Consider the following 16,816-nt stretch of genomic DNA (forward strand, 5'->3'; position numbering starts at 1 on the left):
TATGCCTGTAATAGATATGCCTATTAAAGAATTAGAATCATATTTTGGTAGTAGTATTAAACCAAAGGATTTTGAAGAATATTGGAGTAAGCAAATAGAAGAAGTTAAAAATTATAAATTTGAATATGAAATTATAGAAAAAGATTTTAATAATAAGCAAGCTAAATATTATGAAATATATTTTAAGGGAATAGATGGGGCGAAGATATATGCTAAATATATTTGTCCAATATCTAATAAAAAGGTTCCTGTAGTCCTTCATTTCCATGATTATAAAGAAAGTAGTAAAGGATGGCACCATTTAACTAGATATAGTGGTATTGGTTATTCTGTAGTTGCAATGGATTGTAGAGGACAGGGTGGAAAAAGTGAAGATATTGGAGGGTATAAAGGACCTACTGTTTCTGGTCATATAATCGATGGGTTAGATGATGAAATAGATAATATGTATTATAGAAAAGTTTATTTAGATGGATATATATTATCTAAAATAATAGAGAGTTTTGAAGAAATAGATATTAATAAGTTCATAACTTTTGGAAAAGGGCAAGGTGCTGCCTTAGCTTTAGTGGTAGCAGCTTTAAATAAAAATATAAAAAAATGTTCTATGCAATATCCGTTTTTGTCAGATTTTAAAAGAGTCTGGGATATGGATTTAGACATAGATGCATATGAAGGAATAAGATATTATTTCCGCTGGTTTGATCCAATGCATTTAAAAGAAAATGAAATATTTGAGAAGTTAGGATATATAGATATAGTGAATTTTACAGGCATGTTAAATTGTCAATTATTAATGGGAACAGGATTACTAGATACCATATGTCCACCTAGCACACAATATGCAGTTTTTAATAATGCAAATTGTGAAAAGAAGCATATAGTATTTCATAAATATGGACATGAGATAAATAATTTTTTTGAAAATGAAAATCTTAAGTTTATGTTATTTAAATAGATGCAGAAGTAATTATAAAAATTTAATAGTATAATTTAGGAGTGAATTTTATGAGAAGAGATGAAATTATATCAAATTTAAAGGGTGGACTTATAGTATCTTGTCAAGCTCTACCTGGTGAGCCATTATATATTGAAGGAGATACAATAATGCCTTTAATGGCAAGAGCTGCAAAAAAATCAGGAGCTTGTGCTATTAGAACTAATGGTGTTTTAGATGTAATAAAAATAAAGGAAGAAACTAATTTGCCCATAATAGGTTTAATAAAGAAATCTTATGAAGGCTTTGAACAATATATAACATTTACCATGGATGAAGTAGATGCTTTAGTGGAAGCTGGCGCTGATATAATAGCTATAGATTGTACTTTAAGAAAGAGAATAAATGGAGAAACAGTTGAGGAATTTATAAAAAAAATAAAAGAAAAACATCCTAATATACTACTTATGGCTGATATATCTAATTATGAAGAAGGAGTAAATGCATATAAAGCTGGTGTTGATATTGTAAGTACAACTTTAAGTGGATATACAAATTATACAGAAAAATTAGATGGTCCAGATTATAAATTAGTAGAGGATTTAGTAAGGGATATAGATATACCAGTAGTTGCAGAAGGTAGAGTTCACTATCCAGATCAAGCTGCAAAGATGTTAGAGATTGGAGCTTTTGCAGTTGTAGTTGGGGGGGCAATAACTCGACCTTTAGAAATTACAGAAAGATTTATGAAAGCAATGAGAAGAGGTTAATTATGTGTTATTTAGGTATAGATATTGGTGGAACTTCTGTAAAGCTAGGATTAGTAAATGAAAAGGGAGAAATTCTATTTTCAAATAACTATTCTGTTGCTTTTGACAATTATGAAACTCCAATATTTGAAACAGTAAAAAAATCTATAGAAGTATTTCTAGAAGATAATAAGATAGAAAGTAAATCTCTAAAGGGAATTGGAGTATCTGCTACTGGACAAGTAAATAGTAATACAGGTGTTATTGTAGGAGTTGGTGGAAATATTAAAAACTGGCTAAATACAGAAATAAAAAAAGAATTAGAAGAAATTTACAATATAAAAACTACAGTTATAAATGATGCTAATAGCATGGTCATAGGGGAAAAGTGGATAGGAAAAGGTAAGGAATATGATAATGTAATTGGTGTTACTATTGGTACAGGTGTAGGTGGAGGAATAGTTGTAAACTCTAATATTCTATTAGGGAGTATAGGAATAGCAGGAGAACTAGGACATTTTTCAATAGATTCAAATGGAAAGAATTGTACATGTGGAAATGTAGGATGCTATGAGCAATATGCATCTATGACTGCATTAATTAAGGATGTAATTAATAATTATGATGATATTAATAACTTATCAGTTAAAAAAGAAGATATTAATGGAAAAGTAATTTTTGAAGAATTAGAAAAAGGAAATCAAGATATAAAATTTATAGTAGATAAATGGATTGAAAATATCGGTAAGGGATTGGTTAGTTTAACACATATTTTTAATCCGGAAATAATAGTAATTGGAGGAGCTGTAAGTAAGCAAGAAGAACTATTCATTAAACCAGTTAGAGATTATGTTAAAAAACATGTTATGAAGAAATTTGGAGAAAACTTAAAAGTTGAAGCTGCTGAATTAGGAAATAACGCAGGATTAGTTGGAGCAGTTTATTACAATTTAAATAATTAGTTTATAGGGATAAATAGTATATATTGACATATGCAAGAAATATACTATTTATCCTATTTTTTATTGCATTGAATATTTTTGTTTAGTTTGTTGAATTTTTTGTTGTTCAGCTTGTTCAGCTGGATACCATCCTTTAGCTTCCATCTTTTTATATATTTCATGTTGAATCTTTAAAGTTTCACATAATAAATCATGAAAAGCTTGGTGTACATTTTCTGTAGAAGATTCAATAGTGCCATGTAAATATAAATCAGAAGATCCCTTAGTTAATTGAAGAATATTTTCTAATAAGCATTTATCATCCATTTTATAACACTCCTTTTATAATAGAGAATATAGCTTACCAAATAACTCTTTATGCTTAGCTTCATATTGAGTAATTAAAGTTTTTAGCTCAGCATCTTGTAGTTTAGTAGCTGTTTCTTTACAAATAGTTTCCATAAATTTTTCATGACCTAGACCATCAGTTATATACAATAATTCTTTTCCTGTCATATAAATCACCTCCTAAATTAGTATTAGTAGAGATTAAATAATATATTCTTGTGAAAGTTTTGAAAATTGTGTTGACAAACAGTATGAATAGATTTAATATAGATTAAAAGTAAATTCAAAGAAGGGAAGAGTAGATATCTAGTAGAATCTTTAGCGAGTGAAGGATGGTGGAAGCTTCATGATAAGGTGATATTGAAAGACATCCTGGAGAAGCTTATCTGAAATAAAGTAGGATAAGACGTGTTCTAGCGTTAATGGATTAGAGATAGTTTTAATATATAGTATTAAACTAAATTAGGATGGTACCGTGAACTGAACCTTCACTCCTATATGGAGTGAAGGATTTTTTGTTTTTTAATTAGATACTTAGATAATTAAAAAAATAAAATAATTAGGGCCCAATTATTTTTTAGGTATATCCATTTATTTAGTTTATATATAATTAAATCTAATAAGGGTGGTACCACGATTTTTCGTCCCTTAAGCAATTATGCTTAAGGGACTTTTGTTTTATTTGCTATAGAAAGGAGTTTTAAAATGGAAAGAATAATGATTAATAATATTAAAAATTATATAAATGAAAAAATTAAAATTGAAGGATGGATATATAGAATAAGAAAATTGAAAAATATAACCTTCATAGTAGTTAGAGATAAAAGTGGATTAATTCAATGCGTAGTAGAAAATACAAAAACTAATGAAAAGAATATAAAAATAGAGTCAGTAGTTAGTATTATAGGAGGTGTAAAGGAAAATAATAACTCATTAAATCCTTTTGAAGTTCTAATTGAAGAAATAAATATTATTAATGAGGCTAAGGAACTTCCAATAGAAGTTAATAAAGAAGAATTAGATGTAAGTTTAGAAACTATTTTAAATAATAGAGTTATAAGTTTAAGACATAAAAAATTAAGTGCTATTTTTAATATACAAAATATAATAGTTCAAAGTTTTAGAGAATTTTTATTAAAAAGAGATTTCACAGAAATTTTTACTCCTAAAATAGTATCAGAAGGTGCTGAAGGAGGAACAGATGTATTTAAGGTTCAGTATTTTGAAAAGACTGCATATCTTGCTCAAAGTCCTCAGTTTTATAAACAAATGATGGTTGGAGCAGGATTTGAAAGAGTATTTGAAGTGGCTCATGTTTATAGAGCAGAAGAACACAATACAAGTAGGCATTTAAATGAATATGTTAGTATGGACTTAGAATTAGGCTTTATTAAAGATGAGTACGATATTATTAATTTAGAAGAGGAACTTGTAAAATATATATTAGCTTCAGTAGAAGAAAGAGGTAAAAAAGGTTTAGAAGTATTAAATATTACACTACCAAAAATAAATGGAATTATACCTAGGATAGAATTAAGTGAAGCAATTAAAATAATTGGAGAAAGGTATAATAAAAAGAATTTAGAGGGGGACTTAGATCCTGATGGAGAAAAACTTATATGTAAATATGTAAAAGAGAAGTTTGATTGTGATTTTGTATTTTTAACTAATTATCCAAGAAAAAAAAGACCAATGTATACAATGCCTTTATGTAATAATGGAACTAGAAGTTTTGACTTATTATTTAGGGGTGTTGAAATAACAACTGGAGGAGAACGAATTAATAATTATAGTATGTTAATAGAAAGTATAAAAGATAAAGGATTAAATCCTAATAATTATGAAAGCTATACGGAAATTTTTAAATATGGCATGCCTAAGCATGGGGGTTTAGCTATAGGCTTGGAAAGAATTACAGCACAATTATTAAATTTAAATAATGTTAGAGAAGCAACATTAATTCCAAGAGATAGAACTAGAATAATTCCATAAATATAAAAGTGAAATATAATATTGCTTTATCTTAGAGAGAAGTTAGAATAAGCAATATTATATTTACACAAAATTTTATTTGCAGAAATCAGTAAGTTTAGTATTATCTTGTACGTCTACTAAAGCTTCACCGAATCTTTGAAAGTGGATAACTTCTCGTTCTCTTAAAAATGATAAGATATTTTTTATTTCAACATCATCGGTTAAGTTTATTAACCATTCATAAGTAGCTCTAGCCTTTTGTTCTGCGGCCATATCTTCAGTTAAGTCTGCTATTACATCACCTTTACATTGTATATAAGTTGCAGTCCAAGGATTTCCAGTAGCATCAGTATAAAATAGTCCTTTACCGTGGTCTACATAATGACCATCTAATCCAGCAACTTTAATTTCGTCAATTGAAGCATTTTCCATTATTTGATGAACCATTGTAGCCATTATTTCAACGTGAGCAAGCTCTTCAGTTCCTATATCAGTTAATAAAGCTTTTGCTTTATTAGTAGGCATTGAATATCTTTGATTCAAATATCTAAGAGCAGCACCTAATTCTCCATCTGGCCCACCATATTGACTTACTAGTAGTTTAGCCATTCTTATGTCAGTAGATTTTAAATTTACAGGATACTCTAAAGTTTTAACATAATACCACATTATTTTTTACCTCCTTTAGATTTTTCCCAAGGCCAAGGTGAATTTACCCATTTTTCAGGATTTTGAAAATAAGCAGCTCCAAAGTTTGTTAAAGGACCATATTCTTTTTCATAATCCCATATAGTCTTTTTTAATTCACAAGAAATATTATCGTAATCAGTCTTTGCTTTTTCACAGTTAGGGAAATTATCTAAATAAAGATTTAGATCTATAATAAAGAATTGTAATTTTTGTATTTTTTCTAAATATTCATGTCTATTCATTCTTTATTAACACCTCCAACATACTTAACATCACAATATGGGCTATATAGATCCTTAAATATTGTTCCAGCAGCAAAGGCATCCTTCATATTAAATAAATTTTCATAGGGTTGTAAATTAATAAAGACCTTTCCATAAACATTAGGAGTAAAAACTTTGTAAGATTCATAGCAGTTTTTGCTTGTATCATTACAAGTAGTATTGCAATAATTTTTGTTAGGATCCTTTATACAATCCTTACATTTATCACAATCTTCATCTTTACGATAGTACATAAAAAACATCCTTTCAAATATTGAGCTTTAATAATAAACTATGACAAAAAAACAACATATGTGATAAAAAAATATAAAAGTAAATTATTTGTAAATTATAAAGATTTTTATTGAGAATATAAGGGTATGTTATTTAGATACTTGTTATTTAATTTTAATATTTAGTATGATATATTATCTTATAGATATAAATATACAGAAGGTGATTAAATGAAGGGCTTTGATTATTCGGGACTAACAGGTAAAATAATTACTAGAGAAAGTTATGATTATAGTGAAAGCATTATGTCTTGGAATAGAGCTATTGAGAAATATCCATTAGCTATTATATATTGTTATAGTGATGAAGATGTTTGTAATGCAATAAAGTGGTCCAGAGAAAACTCAATGGAAATTAGAGTAAGATCTGGGGGGCACAGTTATGAGGGATATTCTACTGGTAATGATTTAGTAGTAATTGATGTTAGTGAAATTAATAAAATTTACATAAATGAAGAAGAAGGAATTGTAAAAATAGGTGGAGGAGTTAGAAATAGAGAAGCTTATGAGGCTTTTGGAGAAAGAGGGTATGCTTTTCCAGGCGGTGGATGTCCTACAGTTGGAGTTCCAGGATTGATTTTAGGAGGTGGATGGGGATATTCTTGCAGGTATCTTGGTTTAGCTTCTGATAGCTTAATAGAAGCAGAAATTATTAATTATCAAGGTGAAAAATTAATTGTAAATAAAGAAAAAAATAATGATTTATTTTGGGCTATTATGGGAAGTGGTGGATGTAATTTTGGAATTATTACATCTATGACTATAAAATTAAAGAAAAAAGTTAATATGGGTACTTTAATTAACGTAAATTATCCAAATGTGGAGAAAAGTGTTATTTTAGAGGTAATATTAAAACTACAAGATTTATTTAAAAATCTCGATAGAAGAATGAATTTTAAAACAGCAATATATAATTCAGAAGAAAGAGGTATTGGAATAAAGCTTACAGGATTATTTTATGGAAATTCAGATGAAGCTAAGAAAATAATGGAGCCACTTCTAAATTTAACTTCTGATATAGAAATTAATATTGAAGATAAGAGTATATTAGAATGTAATAGATGGATACAAGATAGCCATCCTGATTATGAAAAATATAAATCAACAGGAAGGTTTGTAAATAGAGATTATAATGAAGAGGAAATAAAGAAATTAATAGAAATTGTAAGTAATCCATCAGAAGGATTTTATTATACTGCAGTATCTTTTTATGGTGTAGGTGGAGCTATCTCAGATGTAGACAAGCTAGCTACTGCTTATTATTATAGAGATGCAAAGTTTATAATGGGAATTCAATCAGTTTGGGAAGAGGATAAATACGCTTTAGCCAATAAAGAATGGGTTAAAGAAAAATTTGAAATAATTAGAAAATTAACAGAAGGTTCTTTTGTAAACTTTCCATTAGATGAGTTAGAAGATTATGAAAATGAATATTATGGGGAAAATATTAATAAGTTAAAAAATATTAAGGTTAAGTATGATCCAAATAATGTTTTTAATTATCCACAAGCAATAAAGGGAAAAAGTAAGATTTAAAATAAAGACAATAATAATAAATGATGATATAATTGATAAATATTATTAAATGAGGTGATAAATTGGTTAGTATAGCTGGAAAAGGTTGCGAGAGACTTATTCCTACTGAAGAAAAAAAGCCTTTAGCAGAAATTGAGCGTAGCCTTGTTAAGACATATAGAAAACATATATGGACTAAATTTGTAAAAGCAATTAAGGATTATAATTTAATAGAAGAAGGAGATAAAGTTGCTGTTGCTATATCTGGAGGAAAAGATTCTTTATTAATGGCCAAGTGTTTTCAAGAGTTACAGAAACATGGTCAAATGCACTTTGAATTAGAATTCATTGCAATGGACCCTGGATATCATCCACAGATAAAAGAGTTACTAATAGAAAATTGTAAGCATTTAGGAATACCGGTACATATATATGAAGGGAAAATTTTTGAAGTTGTTGATAAGATGGCAAAAGATTATCCATGCTACCTTTGTGCTAGAATGAGACGAGGATCTTTATACAATAAAGCTCAGGAGCTTGGATGTAATAAATTGGCTTTAGGACATCACTATAATGATGTTATAGAAACAACTCTTTTAAATGTTCTTTATGGTGGTAACTTTAAAACCATGCTTCCAAAGCTTAAGGCTGATAATTTTGAAAATATGGAACTTATAAGGCCTCTTTATTATGTAGAGGAAGAGTATATAAAAAGATTTACTAACAATGCAGGAATTTGGCCTTTAAACTGTGCTTGTATGGTAGCTGCTGAGAAAATAGGAAATAAAAGATATGAAATTAAGGATCTTATTAAAGAGTTAAAAAAGAATTTTGATGGAGTAGAAAAATCTATATTTAAGGCTGCAGAAAATGTAAATTTAGATTCTATACTTGGATGGGAAAAGAATGGAATAAAAACTAAATATTTAGAAGTTTACGATGAAGAATAAATAAAGCTATATTATTTATACTAATGGTATAGCGGAGGTGATTTTATGGCTAAAAAAGATCAACAAGCAAGTTGGGAAAAGAAGAGATATAAGTCTCCTAAAAAAAGTGAAGCTTCTAAAGTACCAGAGGTAAAATAAATGGTATAATAACAAAAACTGCTTATAAGATAATCTTTTAAGCAGTTTTTTATTAATATATAAAATTTGACAGAATAATAAAATATTATACTTTTTTTATTAAAAAATATATGGTATATTTTATTTAAGATTACAACTTATAAATATGCAAAAGGAGAAGTATTATGGATAATGAACAATATATAAATATGAATCCTAATATTTTGGTAAGTATTGTAAATATGAAGCTTAGAGATTTTTACTCTAATTTAAATGCTTTATGCGATGACATGAATATTAATCAAGAAGCACTAAAGGAAAAACTAAATTCAATAGGATATACATACGATGAAGATATAAATCAATTTAAATAAATATGTTAGGAGGAATAGTTTTGAAAGTAAAAAAACTAGGAAAATTAGCAGTTGTAGTGACTGCAGGAGCTGCTTTAGTTGTAACATTATTAAAGGATAGAAAAGAGAAAGATAAAAAGGAAGAAATAATAGAAGAAAAATAAACTCTGAAAAGGATTATTAGATATGAATAGGGAAAGGTTTAATAACAAGGATGTTAGTTCCCTTAATATGAAAAATAATAAATTTTTTAACCTAAATGAGGATGAAGAATTTTTATTAAATTTCAAACAATCATTTATTAATTCAATAAAAGGATTGTTTATTTATGCGAGTTTCGAAAAAAACTTAATAATGTTTTATGGGAACAATAAAGAGATTTTAGGCTATGAAGATCAATTTCTAGTTATGAATATTAATGAAGTTAATAAATACGTACATAGAGATTACACTGATTTATTAATTGAAGGATTAAAAAATGATAAAGAAGAAATTGAGATAAAAATAATTAATAGGGTCGGAGAAGAAAACTGGGTTAGTATAAAAGGCTTTGGAAAGAAAAATAATAAAGGAAGCCTTATAGAGTTTGAAGGTTATATACATAATATTAATGATGAAAAGGAAATAAAATTAAAATTAGAGTATATAACATTGTATGATGAGTTAACTGGGTTAAATAATAGAAAACATTTTAAAAATTTAATGGAAGATCAATTAAAGGAACATGCTTTATTAGAAAGTAGGTGTGCTCTAATATTAATTGATATTGATAATTTTAAATTTATTAATGATTCATATGGGCATAAGTGTGGAGATGTTTTTTTAGAAAAGTTCTCTCAAGATTTAAAAGAACATTTCAACTTTAATGAATTATTATGTAGATTTGGAGGAGATGAATTTATAATTTTTATACCATATATTTCAGGATTACAAGAAATTAAAGATGTGGTAAAAAAAATAATGAATATATTAAAATCTCCATATTCAATTAATAATAAACAAATATTTACCTCTGCAAGCATAGGAATAGCCGTGTTCCCAGATGATGGAGAAGAAGCAGAGGTTTTACTTCAAAATGTAGATGCAGCTATGTACACTGCTAAGAGTAACGGCAAAAATCAATGGCAGATGTTTAATAGCAATATTTCAAAAGAAATAAATAGAATTTATTCAATTCAAAGAGGACTAAGGACTGCTTTGGAAAATAATGAAATGTTTGTAGTATTTCAACCAAAGGTAAGGTTAACAGATGATGAGGTAGATGGATTTGAAGCGTTATTAAGATGGAAGAGTACAGAAATTGGGTTTGTAAGTCCAGTAGAGTTTATTCCAGTAGCTGAAAGCACAAGGCTTATTATACCTATTGGTAAATTTGTACTAAGAGAAGTATTTATAAAAATAAAGTATTTGTTGTCACAAGGCTATGATAATTTTAAAATAGCAGTAAATCTATCAGAAGTTCAATTAAGAGAAGGAGACCTATTGGGATATATAAACTCGTTAGTTGAAGAGTTTGAAGTTTCACCTAAATACATAGAGATTGAAATTACTGAAAGTATGATAATGAAGTCAGTGGATAGGAATATAGAGTATTTACTTGAAATTAAGAAATTAGGAGCTTCCATAGCTTTAGATGATTTTGGAACAGGGTATTCTTCTTTAAATCATTTAACAAAGCTTCCTATAGATGTTTTAAAAATAGATAGAAGTTTTGTAATTGATATGGTTGAAAATGATAAAAGTAGATATATAGTTGAAAAAATAATTCAGTTATCTCATAAATTAGGTATTACTGTAGTAGCAGAAGGTGTTGAAGAAAAAGAACAAGTAGATTATTTAAAAAGTATAGAGTGTGATACTGTACAAGGTTACTATTATAGTAAACCTGAAAACTTTGAAAATGTAATAAGAATGTTAAGTAAATTTATAATTTGTTAAAAACTATAAAGGCTTCATAATTAAAGAATAAGTTTTACAGTAATTAAACAATAAATATTAAAAAATTAAGCTGTAGAATTTGGCTTTTTAACTATGAAGTTTTTTTGTATTATAGGCATATATAGGGGGCATTATGAAGAAATCAGTAAATTTAGTATCAGGAAATATATTAAGTACATTATTTAAATTAGCAGTACCTATTTTAGGGACTTCGTTTATACAAATGGCCTATAACATGATTGATATGATTTGGGTAGGGAGAATTGGGAGCAGTGCAGTTGCAGCTGTAGGAACAGCAGGATTTTTCACTTGGTTTGGAACTTCCTTAGTTTTTATATCTAAAATAGGTGCTGAAATTGGAGTATCCCAAGCTATAGGGAAAAAAGATGAGAAAGAAAAAAATAAGTATATTTATAATAGTTTAATTGTTAATATTATAATTGCTATACTATATACAATAATATTAATAATTTTTAGAAAACAATTCATAGGTTTTTTTAATCTAGGAGATTCTGAAATAATAGATATGAGTATAAGTTTTTTAGTTATAGTATCTATAGGTATGATATTTAGCTTTTTAAATCCTTTATTTACTGGAATATTTAATGCATCAGGTAGTAGTAAAATTCCATTTTTAATAAATTCTATTGGATTAGTTTTCAATATAGTTTTTGATCCTATCTTGATATTTGGTTTGTTTGGATTTCCTAAAATGGGGGTTACTGGGGCTGCTTTTGCAACAATAAGTGCCCAAGCTGTAGTAACAGTAATTTTTATAATATCTTTTATTAAAAATGGATATAGTATAAGTTTAAAAAATAAAAAGTACATAGATAAAAATATAATTATTAAAGTATGTAAATTGGGAGTACCAACAGCTCTTCAAAATTGTGGTTTTGCATTTTTTGCAATGATAATAGGGCGGGTAGTAGCATCTTGGGGACCTGTTGCTATTGCAGTACAGAAGGTAGGCTCACAAATAGAAGCAATATCTTGGATGACTGCAGAGGGCTTTGCAGCAGCCTTAACTGCATTTGTTGGACAAAACTATGGAGCCAATAGGTGGGATAGAATATTAAAAGGTTACAAAGCTACAATGTTTATGGCATGTGCTGTTGGAGTATTTTCCACTATTTTATTAGTTTTTGCAGGCAAAAGCATATTTTCAATATTTATTCCTGAAGCAGAAGCAATATCTGCCGGAGCTACTTATCTCAAAATATTAGGATATTCTCAATTGTTTATGTGTATTGAAATAACAACTGCTGGAGCTTTTTCTGGGCTTGGAAATACTGTTACTCCTTCTTGGGTAAGTATAATATGGACTGGACTTAGAATACCAATAGCGATATTTTTAAGTGGTATAGCAACATTAGGAATTGATGGAGTTTGGTGGAGTATAAGTGGAACAAGTATAATAAAAGGGATATTATTACTAGTTTTATTTATTATTATGGTTATAATACCAAATAGAAAAAAATTCCTAAAACCTATTGACAATTAATTGTTAAAAGAATATTATATAAATAACTTAAATATAAAATTCCTTTGATGAGGGGTAGTAGCTATTATGTAAGGTTTCAGAGAGCTGAAGATGGTGTGATTTCAGTACTATAGCAAATAGTGAATGGGCCTTTGAGGAGTGATACGAAATTTATTAAAGTAGTTGATCCGTATTTCCCACGATATAGGGAATAGGGTATGTTAGTACCTGAAGAGAGAGGCTTTAAGCAATTTAGGTGGCAACGCGGATAATACCGTCCTATACAATTTGTATAGGGCGTTTTTTTATTATAAAAAATTAAAGGAGCTGGTAATTATGTTATGAACTAAGGGCGATAATAAGGACTAAAAATATTTAATATAAAAGGAGAATTATTATGGAAAAAAATATTAATGTAAAAAAAATGATACTAAATGCGATATTGATATCTATAGGAGCTTTATTACACCAAATAACACCAGCTTTAGGATTACCAATGCAACCAGACTTTGCTTTAGCAATGTTATTTATAATTATTTTGATAAACAGTGACTACAAAACTACGATAATATCTAGTATAATTATGGGAATTATAACTGCTTTAACAACAAAGTTTCCTGGGGGACAACTTCCTAATATAATAGATAAATTAGTTACAGCACAATTTGTATATTTTATGTTTAAACTTATTGGAAGTAAAATAAATGATAATATAAAGATATTAATAGCACTTAGCTTTGGAACTATAGTAAGTGGACTAGTATTTTTAGGATCTGCAAGTATATTGGTTGGACTTCCAGGAAGTTTTACAACATTAGTAAGCTTAGTTGTTTTACCAGCTGCCTTCATGAATATATTATTAGGAACTGTATTGTATAAAGCAATAGGAGTTGCTTTGAAGGCTTCAGGAGTTTTAATTACTAAATAAAATTGCCCGTTAATATATTTATATAAATATGGGTATAGACTTGAAACTTTATAAGTTAAAGTCTATACCCTACATAAAATTATTTTTTTATGATTTTATATATCTCAGGAGTAGTTTCATCTATTACTTTGAATTCGTATCCTTTATCTTTGTAATATTTAATAATTGAAGGCAATGCCTTAGCAGAAGTTTTGTTCAAAAATGAACAATGCATCAAGAGTATAACATTATCTTCATTTTTACAAGATTTTTTTATAATAGTTTCAGCTGATGATTGATAATTGGCACCATCACCACTATCTAATGTCCAATCATAAATTTTAAAACCATTATTATGCAGCATGTCAACTAATTCCTTAGTTAATTTGTAACTTCTATTATTACAACCAAATGGAAATCTTAAAATATTATATTTTTCTCCAGTTACCTTATATATAGCTTCTTGTCCTTTCTGCATTTCATTTAAAAAGCTATCATTATTACAATAAAGTTTATTTCTATCATGAGAATAACTGTGAAGTCCAATACTGTGTCCTTCTTCTTTCATTCTTAACAAAATTTTTTCTTGACCTTTAATTTCCGATCCTATTACAAAAAATGTAGCAGGAACATTTTCTTTTTTTAAGGTATCTAAAACATCATTTGTTACTTTTCCTCCTGGTCCATCATCAAAAGTAAGATAAACAGTTTTTTTATTTGAAGTTTCTGATGAATTATCTTCGTTGATAGCATAAACTTTCAAGGCAGGAATTAATAAGATAAAGGCTAATAATAATTTGAAGTATTTATGTAATTTAATTTTAATCACCTCCAAAAATAAGTTAATAATATTAGTATTCCTAAAAAATAATAAAATAAAGTATTTATTATTTGGAATTTTGTAATAATTTATAAATAAAATTTATTTATTATATTAGACTATTTTTGTTAACATTAATAAATTTATGTTAATATGTGGAAGAATATGATAAAATATAGATATTGCATTATATTTAAAAAAGGCATTGGTGATTAGGGTGAAAAGAAAGTATGATAAGACTAATTTATTATTTTTTATCCCTGTTTTAGGGGTTTTATTGATTTCTTCAAAATTAGATATTTTTACAACTGCATTAATTTTAATGCTAATTATAATTCTTATGTTAACTATAAACTTAGCTTATAAAAATAAAAAGTATAAAAAGTTATATAATCAAGCTGAATCTAATAAGAGAAGATATAGAATGGCTATAGAAGCTTTAGATGGTGCTATTTGGGAATGGAGTAGTGAAAAAAATAAACTATTTATTTCAAAAAAAATAAAAGATTTACTTAAAATAAATAATGATATAACTAGTTTTGAAGAATGGTTATCTTTTGTTTTAGAAGAAGAAAGGGAAGATATAAGGATATTTATTGAAAATACTATAGAAAATAGGATATTAGATAATTTTGTGTTAGAGCATACTGTTATTGATAGTGAAGAAAAGAGATTAACTATAAAATTTAGAGGTAAAGGGAGTATAAAAGAAGAGATATTTTATTTATCTGGTGTTATTACAGATTTTACTGAAAGAAGACGTTTAGAAAATATTAATAAGGCTAGAGAAGATAAGAATAGATTAGCATTAGAGGGATCAAAAGATATTGTTTATTGGTGGAATGTTAAAGAAAATATTATGTCTGTAGGTAGTAGTATTAGAAAATATTTAAATATACAAGGAAGTGGAGATTTATTGATCCCAGCATCTACTTGGGAAACTTACATAATGAAAGAAGATTTAGATAGTTATAAATATAAGATTGAAAAGGTTATAAAATCTAATAAGAATGAATTTTATACTATTGAGTATAGAATTTTAGGGAAAGATAATAAAGCCTATTGGATTGAAAGCAAAGGTAAAAAAACTATTGAAAAGAATGGGGATATATTTATTCATGGAGCTCTCTCTGATATAACTATAAGAAAAGAGAAAGAGATTGAAATTAATTATCTTAGTTTTAATGATGAAGTAACAGGAATACCTAATAGAAGATATTTTGTTCGAGAGATAAGTAGTATGATAAAAGAATATCCTAATGAAAAATTTGCTTTAATTTTCATTGATATAGATAATTTTAAATATGTTAATGATACATATGGTCATGATACTGGAGATGCATTGTTAACTGAATTTACTAAAATAATTTTAGGAATGAATATAAAGGATTCATTATTAGCAAGATATGGTGGCGATGAGTTTATCTTAGTTAAAAATAAGCTTAAGGGTAAAAATCAAATTAAGGATTTGTTAGATAATATAATTAAAAAACTTAGTAAACCAATTGTAGTTAATAATAAAGAGATATTTTGTACATTAAGTATAGGCGTTAGTATTTATCCTATAGATGGCAAAGAGATTGGTATATTATTAAAAAGATCAGATATGGCTATGTATTTAGCTAAATTTAATGGAAAAAATAGATATGAATTTTTTGATTTACGAATTTTAGAAATATTAAATAGGGAATTTGATATAGAAAAGGGATTAAGAACTGCTATAGATAATGAGGAAATAAAATTAGTTTTTCAACCTAAAATATTAATAGATTCAGGAACAGTAATTGGTTTTGAGTCATTAGTAAGATGGAATAGTAAGGATTTAGGTTTTGTCCCTCCAAATGAATTTATACCTATTGCAGAAAATTCTGGGCTTATAATTCCTATTGGTAGATATATTATTAATGAAAGTTTTAAAAAATGTAAAGAATTATCTTTAATGACAAATAGAAAATTTAAGATGGCAATTAATTTGTCAGAAGTTCAAATTCGAGATGAAGAAATAGTTGATTATGTTGCAGAGACCTTAGAAAGATATGAATTAGATGCAAGTTATATTGAGTTTGAAATTACAGAAAGTATAATTATGAAATCAGCAGAAAAAAATATAAAAACTTTAGAAAAACTTAAGGCTTTAGGGGTGACCTTAGCACTAGATGATTTTGGAACAGGATATTCATCTTTAAGTTATTTAAGAACATTGCCTATAGATGTATTGAAAATTGATAAAAGTTTTATCGATGGAATATTAATTGAAGAAAAAAGTGAATATATAATAAATAGTATAATTGATTTATCTCATTACTTAAATTTATTGGTAGTGGCAGAAGGTGTAGAAACTAAGGAGCAATTAGATTATTTAAAAAGAAGTAGTTGTGATATTATCCAAGGTTATTATTTTAGTAAACCAATTCAATTTGATGAAGCTAGTAAAATGATTATTAACTCATAAAAAAAAGTGCTTTTATAGCACTTTTTTTGTTTTAATAATAATCACAAATTGGAATAAACAATCATATTATGTAACTATATTATGCT

The 16,816-nt window shown here is 27.1% G+C and carries 18 protein-coding genes and 2 other annotated features; of the genes, 12 read left to right on the forward strand and 6 right to left on the reverse strand.

All coding sequences use genetic code 11. The annotated features are described in order from the left end of the window. Position 1 precedes the first annotated feature (1 nt). From BN6774_RS08005 to BN6774_RS08015, 3 genes are read left to right on the forward strand one after another with little or no spacing between them, the layout of a single operon-like run. Positions 2-958, forward strand: coding sequence for an acetylxylan esterase (locus BN6774_RS08005; protein WP_066892323.1), 957 nt, complete (start codon positions 2-4; stop codon positions 956-958). 50 nt (positions 959-1,008) lie between these two features. Next, entirely contained in the window at positions 1,009-1,707 is a 699-nt protein-coding gene (locus BN6774_RS08010; protein WP_066892326.1) for an N-acetylmannosamine-6-phosphate 2-epimerase, read from the forward strand. A gap of 2 nt (positions 1,708-1,709) precedes the next feature. Further along, positions 1,710-2,648: an ROK family protein gene (locus BN6774_RS08015; RefSeq protein WP_066892328.1), complete on the forward strand. Its 939-nt coding sequence runs from the start codon at positions 1,710-1,712 to the stop codon at positions 2,646-2,648. Between the two features lie 60 nt (positions 2,649-2,708). Here the strand turns inward: BN6774_RS08015 and BN6774_RS08020 are convergent, their stop codons facing one another. Further along, positions 2,709-2,954, reverse strand: coding sequence for a spore coat protein (locus tag BN6774_RS08020; RefSeq protein WP_066892330.1), 246 nt, complete (start codon positions 2,952-2,954; stop codon positions 2,709-2,711). A gap of 15 nt (positions 2,955-2,969) precedes the next feature. Further along, positions 2,970-3,143: a hypothetical protein gene (locus BN6774_RS18620; RefSeq protein WP_167349596.1), complete on the reverse strand. Its 174-nt coding sequence runs from the start codon at positions 3,141-3,143 to the stop codon at positions 2,970-2,972. A 109-nt stretch (positions 3,144-3,252) separates the two neighbouring features. Further along, positions 3,253-3,474: a binding site (T-box leader), on the forward strand. Between the two features lie 206 nt (positions 3,475-3,680). Between BN6774_RS18620 and aspS the strand changes: the two genes are divergently transcribed. Next, positions 3,681-4,967, forward strand: coding sequence for an aspartate--tRNA(Asn) ligase (gene aspS, locus BN6774_RS08025; RefSeq protein ID WP_066892332.1), 1,287 nt, complete (start codon positions 3,681-3,683; stop codon positions 4,965-4,967). A 75-nt stretch (positions 4,968-5,042) separates the two neighbouring features. Here the strand turns inward: aspS and BN6774_RS08030 are convergent, their stop codons facing one another. From BN6774_RS08030 to BN6774_RS08040, 3 genes are read right to left on the reverse strand one after another with little or no spacing between them, the layout of a single operon-like run. Continuing rightward, a complete protein-coding gene (locus BN6774_RS08030; RefSeq protein WP_066892335.1) occupies positions 5,043-5,618 on the reverse strand; it encodes a manganese catalase family protein in 576 nt (191 codons plus the stop codon). After that, positions 5,618-5,881, reverse strand: coding sequence for a spore coat protein CotJB (locus BN6774_RS08035; protein ID WP_066892337.1), 264 nt, complete (start codon positions 5,879-5,881; stop codon positions 5,618-5,620). Before BN6774_RS08035 ends, BN6774_RS08030 begins: the two co-directional genes overlap by 1 nt. Then, a complete protein-coding gene (locus BN6774_RS08040; RefSeq protein ID WP_066892341.1) occupies positions 5,878-6,156 on the reverse strand; it encodes a spore coat associated protein CotJA in 279 nt (92 codons plus the stop codon). The genes BN6774_RS08035 and BN6774_RS08040 overlap by 4 nt, the downstream gene beginning before the upstream one ends. Before the next feature lie 210 nt (positions 6,157-6,366). Here BN6774_RS08040 and BN6774_RS08045 point away from each other — a divergent pair, with 210 nt between their 5' ends. The 7 genes from BN6774_RS08045 (at position 6,367) to BN6774_RS08070 (ending at position 13,479) form a co-directional block, all read left to right on the forward strand. Beyond that, positions 6,367-7,731: an FAD-binding oxidoreductase gene (locus tag BN6774_RS08045; protein ID WP_066892344.1), complete on the forward strand. Its 1,365-nt coding sequence runs from the start codon at positions 6,367-6,369 to the stop codon at positions 7,729-7,731. A gap of 62 nt (positions 7,732-7,793) precedes the next feature. Then, complete coding sequence (locus BN6774_RS08050; protein WP_066892347.1) at positions 7,794-8,660, forward strand: tRNA 2-thiocytidine biosynthesis TtcA family protein; 867 nt, start codon at positions 7,794-7,796, stop codon at positions 8,658-8,660. A 302-nt stretch (positions 8,661-8,962) separates the two neighbouring features. Then, positions 8,963-9,151 carry a DUF4250 domain-containing protein gene (locus BN6774_RS08055; protein ID WP_066892349.1) on the forward strand — a complete coding sequence of 63 codons (189 nt, stop codon included), beginning with the start codon at positions 8,963-8,965 and terminating at the stop codon, positions 9,149-9,151. 20 nt (positions 9,152-9,171) lie between these two features. After that, entirely contained in the window at positions 9,172-9,294 is a 123-nt protein-coding gene (locus tag BN6774_RS18965) for a hypothetical protein (RefSeq protein WP_268873134.1), read from the forward strand. 67 nt (positions 9,295-9,361) lie between these two features. Further along, on the forward strand, positions 9,362-11,068 hold the full coding sequence (locus tag BN6774_RS08060) for a sensor domain-containing protein (RefSeq protein ID WP_235829595.1): 1,707 nt from the start codon (positions 9,362-9,364) through the stop codon (positions 11,066-11,068). 133 nt (positions 11,069-11,201) lie between these two features. Continuing rightward, on the forward strand, positions 11,202-12,572 hold the full coding sequence (locus BN6774_RS08065) for an MATE family efflux transporter (RefSeq protein WP_066892352.1): 1,371 nt from the start codon (positions 11,202-11,204) through the stop codon (positions 12,570-12,572). A 35-nt stretch (positions 12,573-12,607) separates the two neighbouring features. Continuing rightward, positions 12,608-12,836, forward strand: a binding site (T-box leader). 112 nt (positions 12,837-12,948) lie between these two features. Next, positions 12,949-13,479 carry a tryptophan transporter gene (locus BN6774_RS08070; RefSeq protein ID WP_207644572.1) on the forward strand — a complete coding sequence of 177 codons (531 nt, stop codon included), beginning with the start codon at positions 12,949-12,951 and terminating at the stop codon, positions 13,477-13,479. Positions 13,480-13,558: 79 nt separating this feature from the next. Here BN6774_RS08070 and BN6774_RS08075 read toward each other — a convergent pair whose 3' ends face one another. Continuing rightward, positions 13,559-14,278 (reverse strand): polysaccharide deacetylase family protein, encoded by a 720-nt coding sequence (locus tag BN6774_RS08075; protein ID WP_106404292.1) that lies wholly within the window; start codon positions 14,276-14,278, stop codon positions 13,559-13,561. 217 nt (positions 14,279-14,495) lie between these two features. Here BN6774_RS08075 and BN6774_RS08080 point away from each other — a divergent pair, with 217 nt between their 5' ends. Then, the gene (locus BN6774_RS08080) at positions 14,496-16,730 is read left to right on the forward strand and encodes a sensor domain-containing protein (protein ID WP_235829596.1); all 2,235 of its coding nucleotides are present in this window, start codon (positions 14,496-14,498) and stop codon (positions 16,728-16,730) included. Positions 16,731-16,816 lie beyond the last annotated feature (86 nt).

The sequence above is a fragment of the Clostridium nigeriense genome, assembly GCF_900086595.1.
Classification (GTDB): domain Bacteria; phylum Bacillota; class Clostridia; order Clostridiales; family Clostridiaceae; genus Clostridium; species Clostridium nigeriense.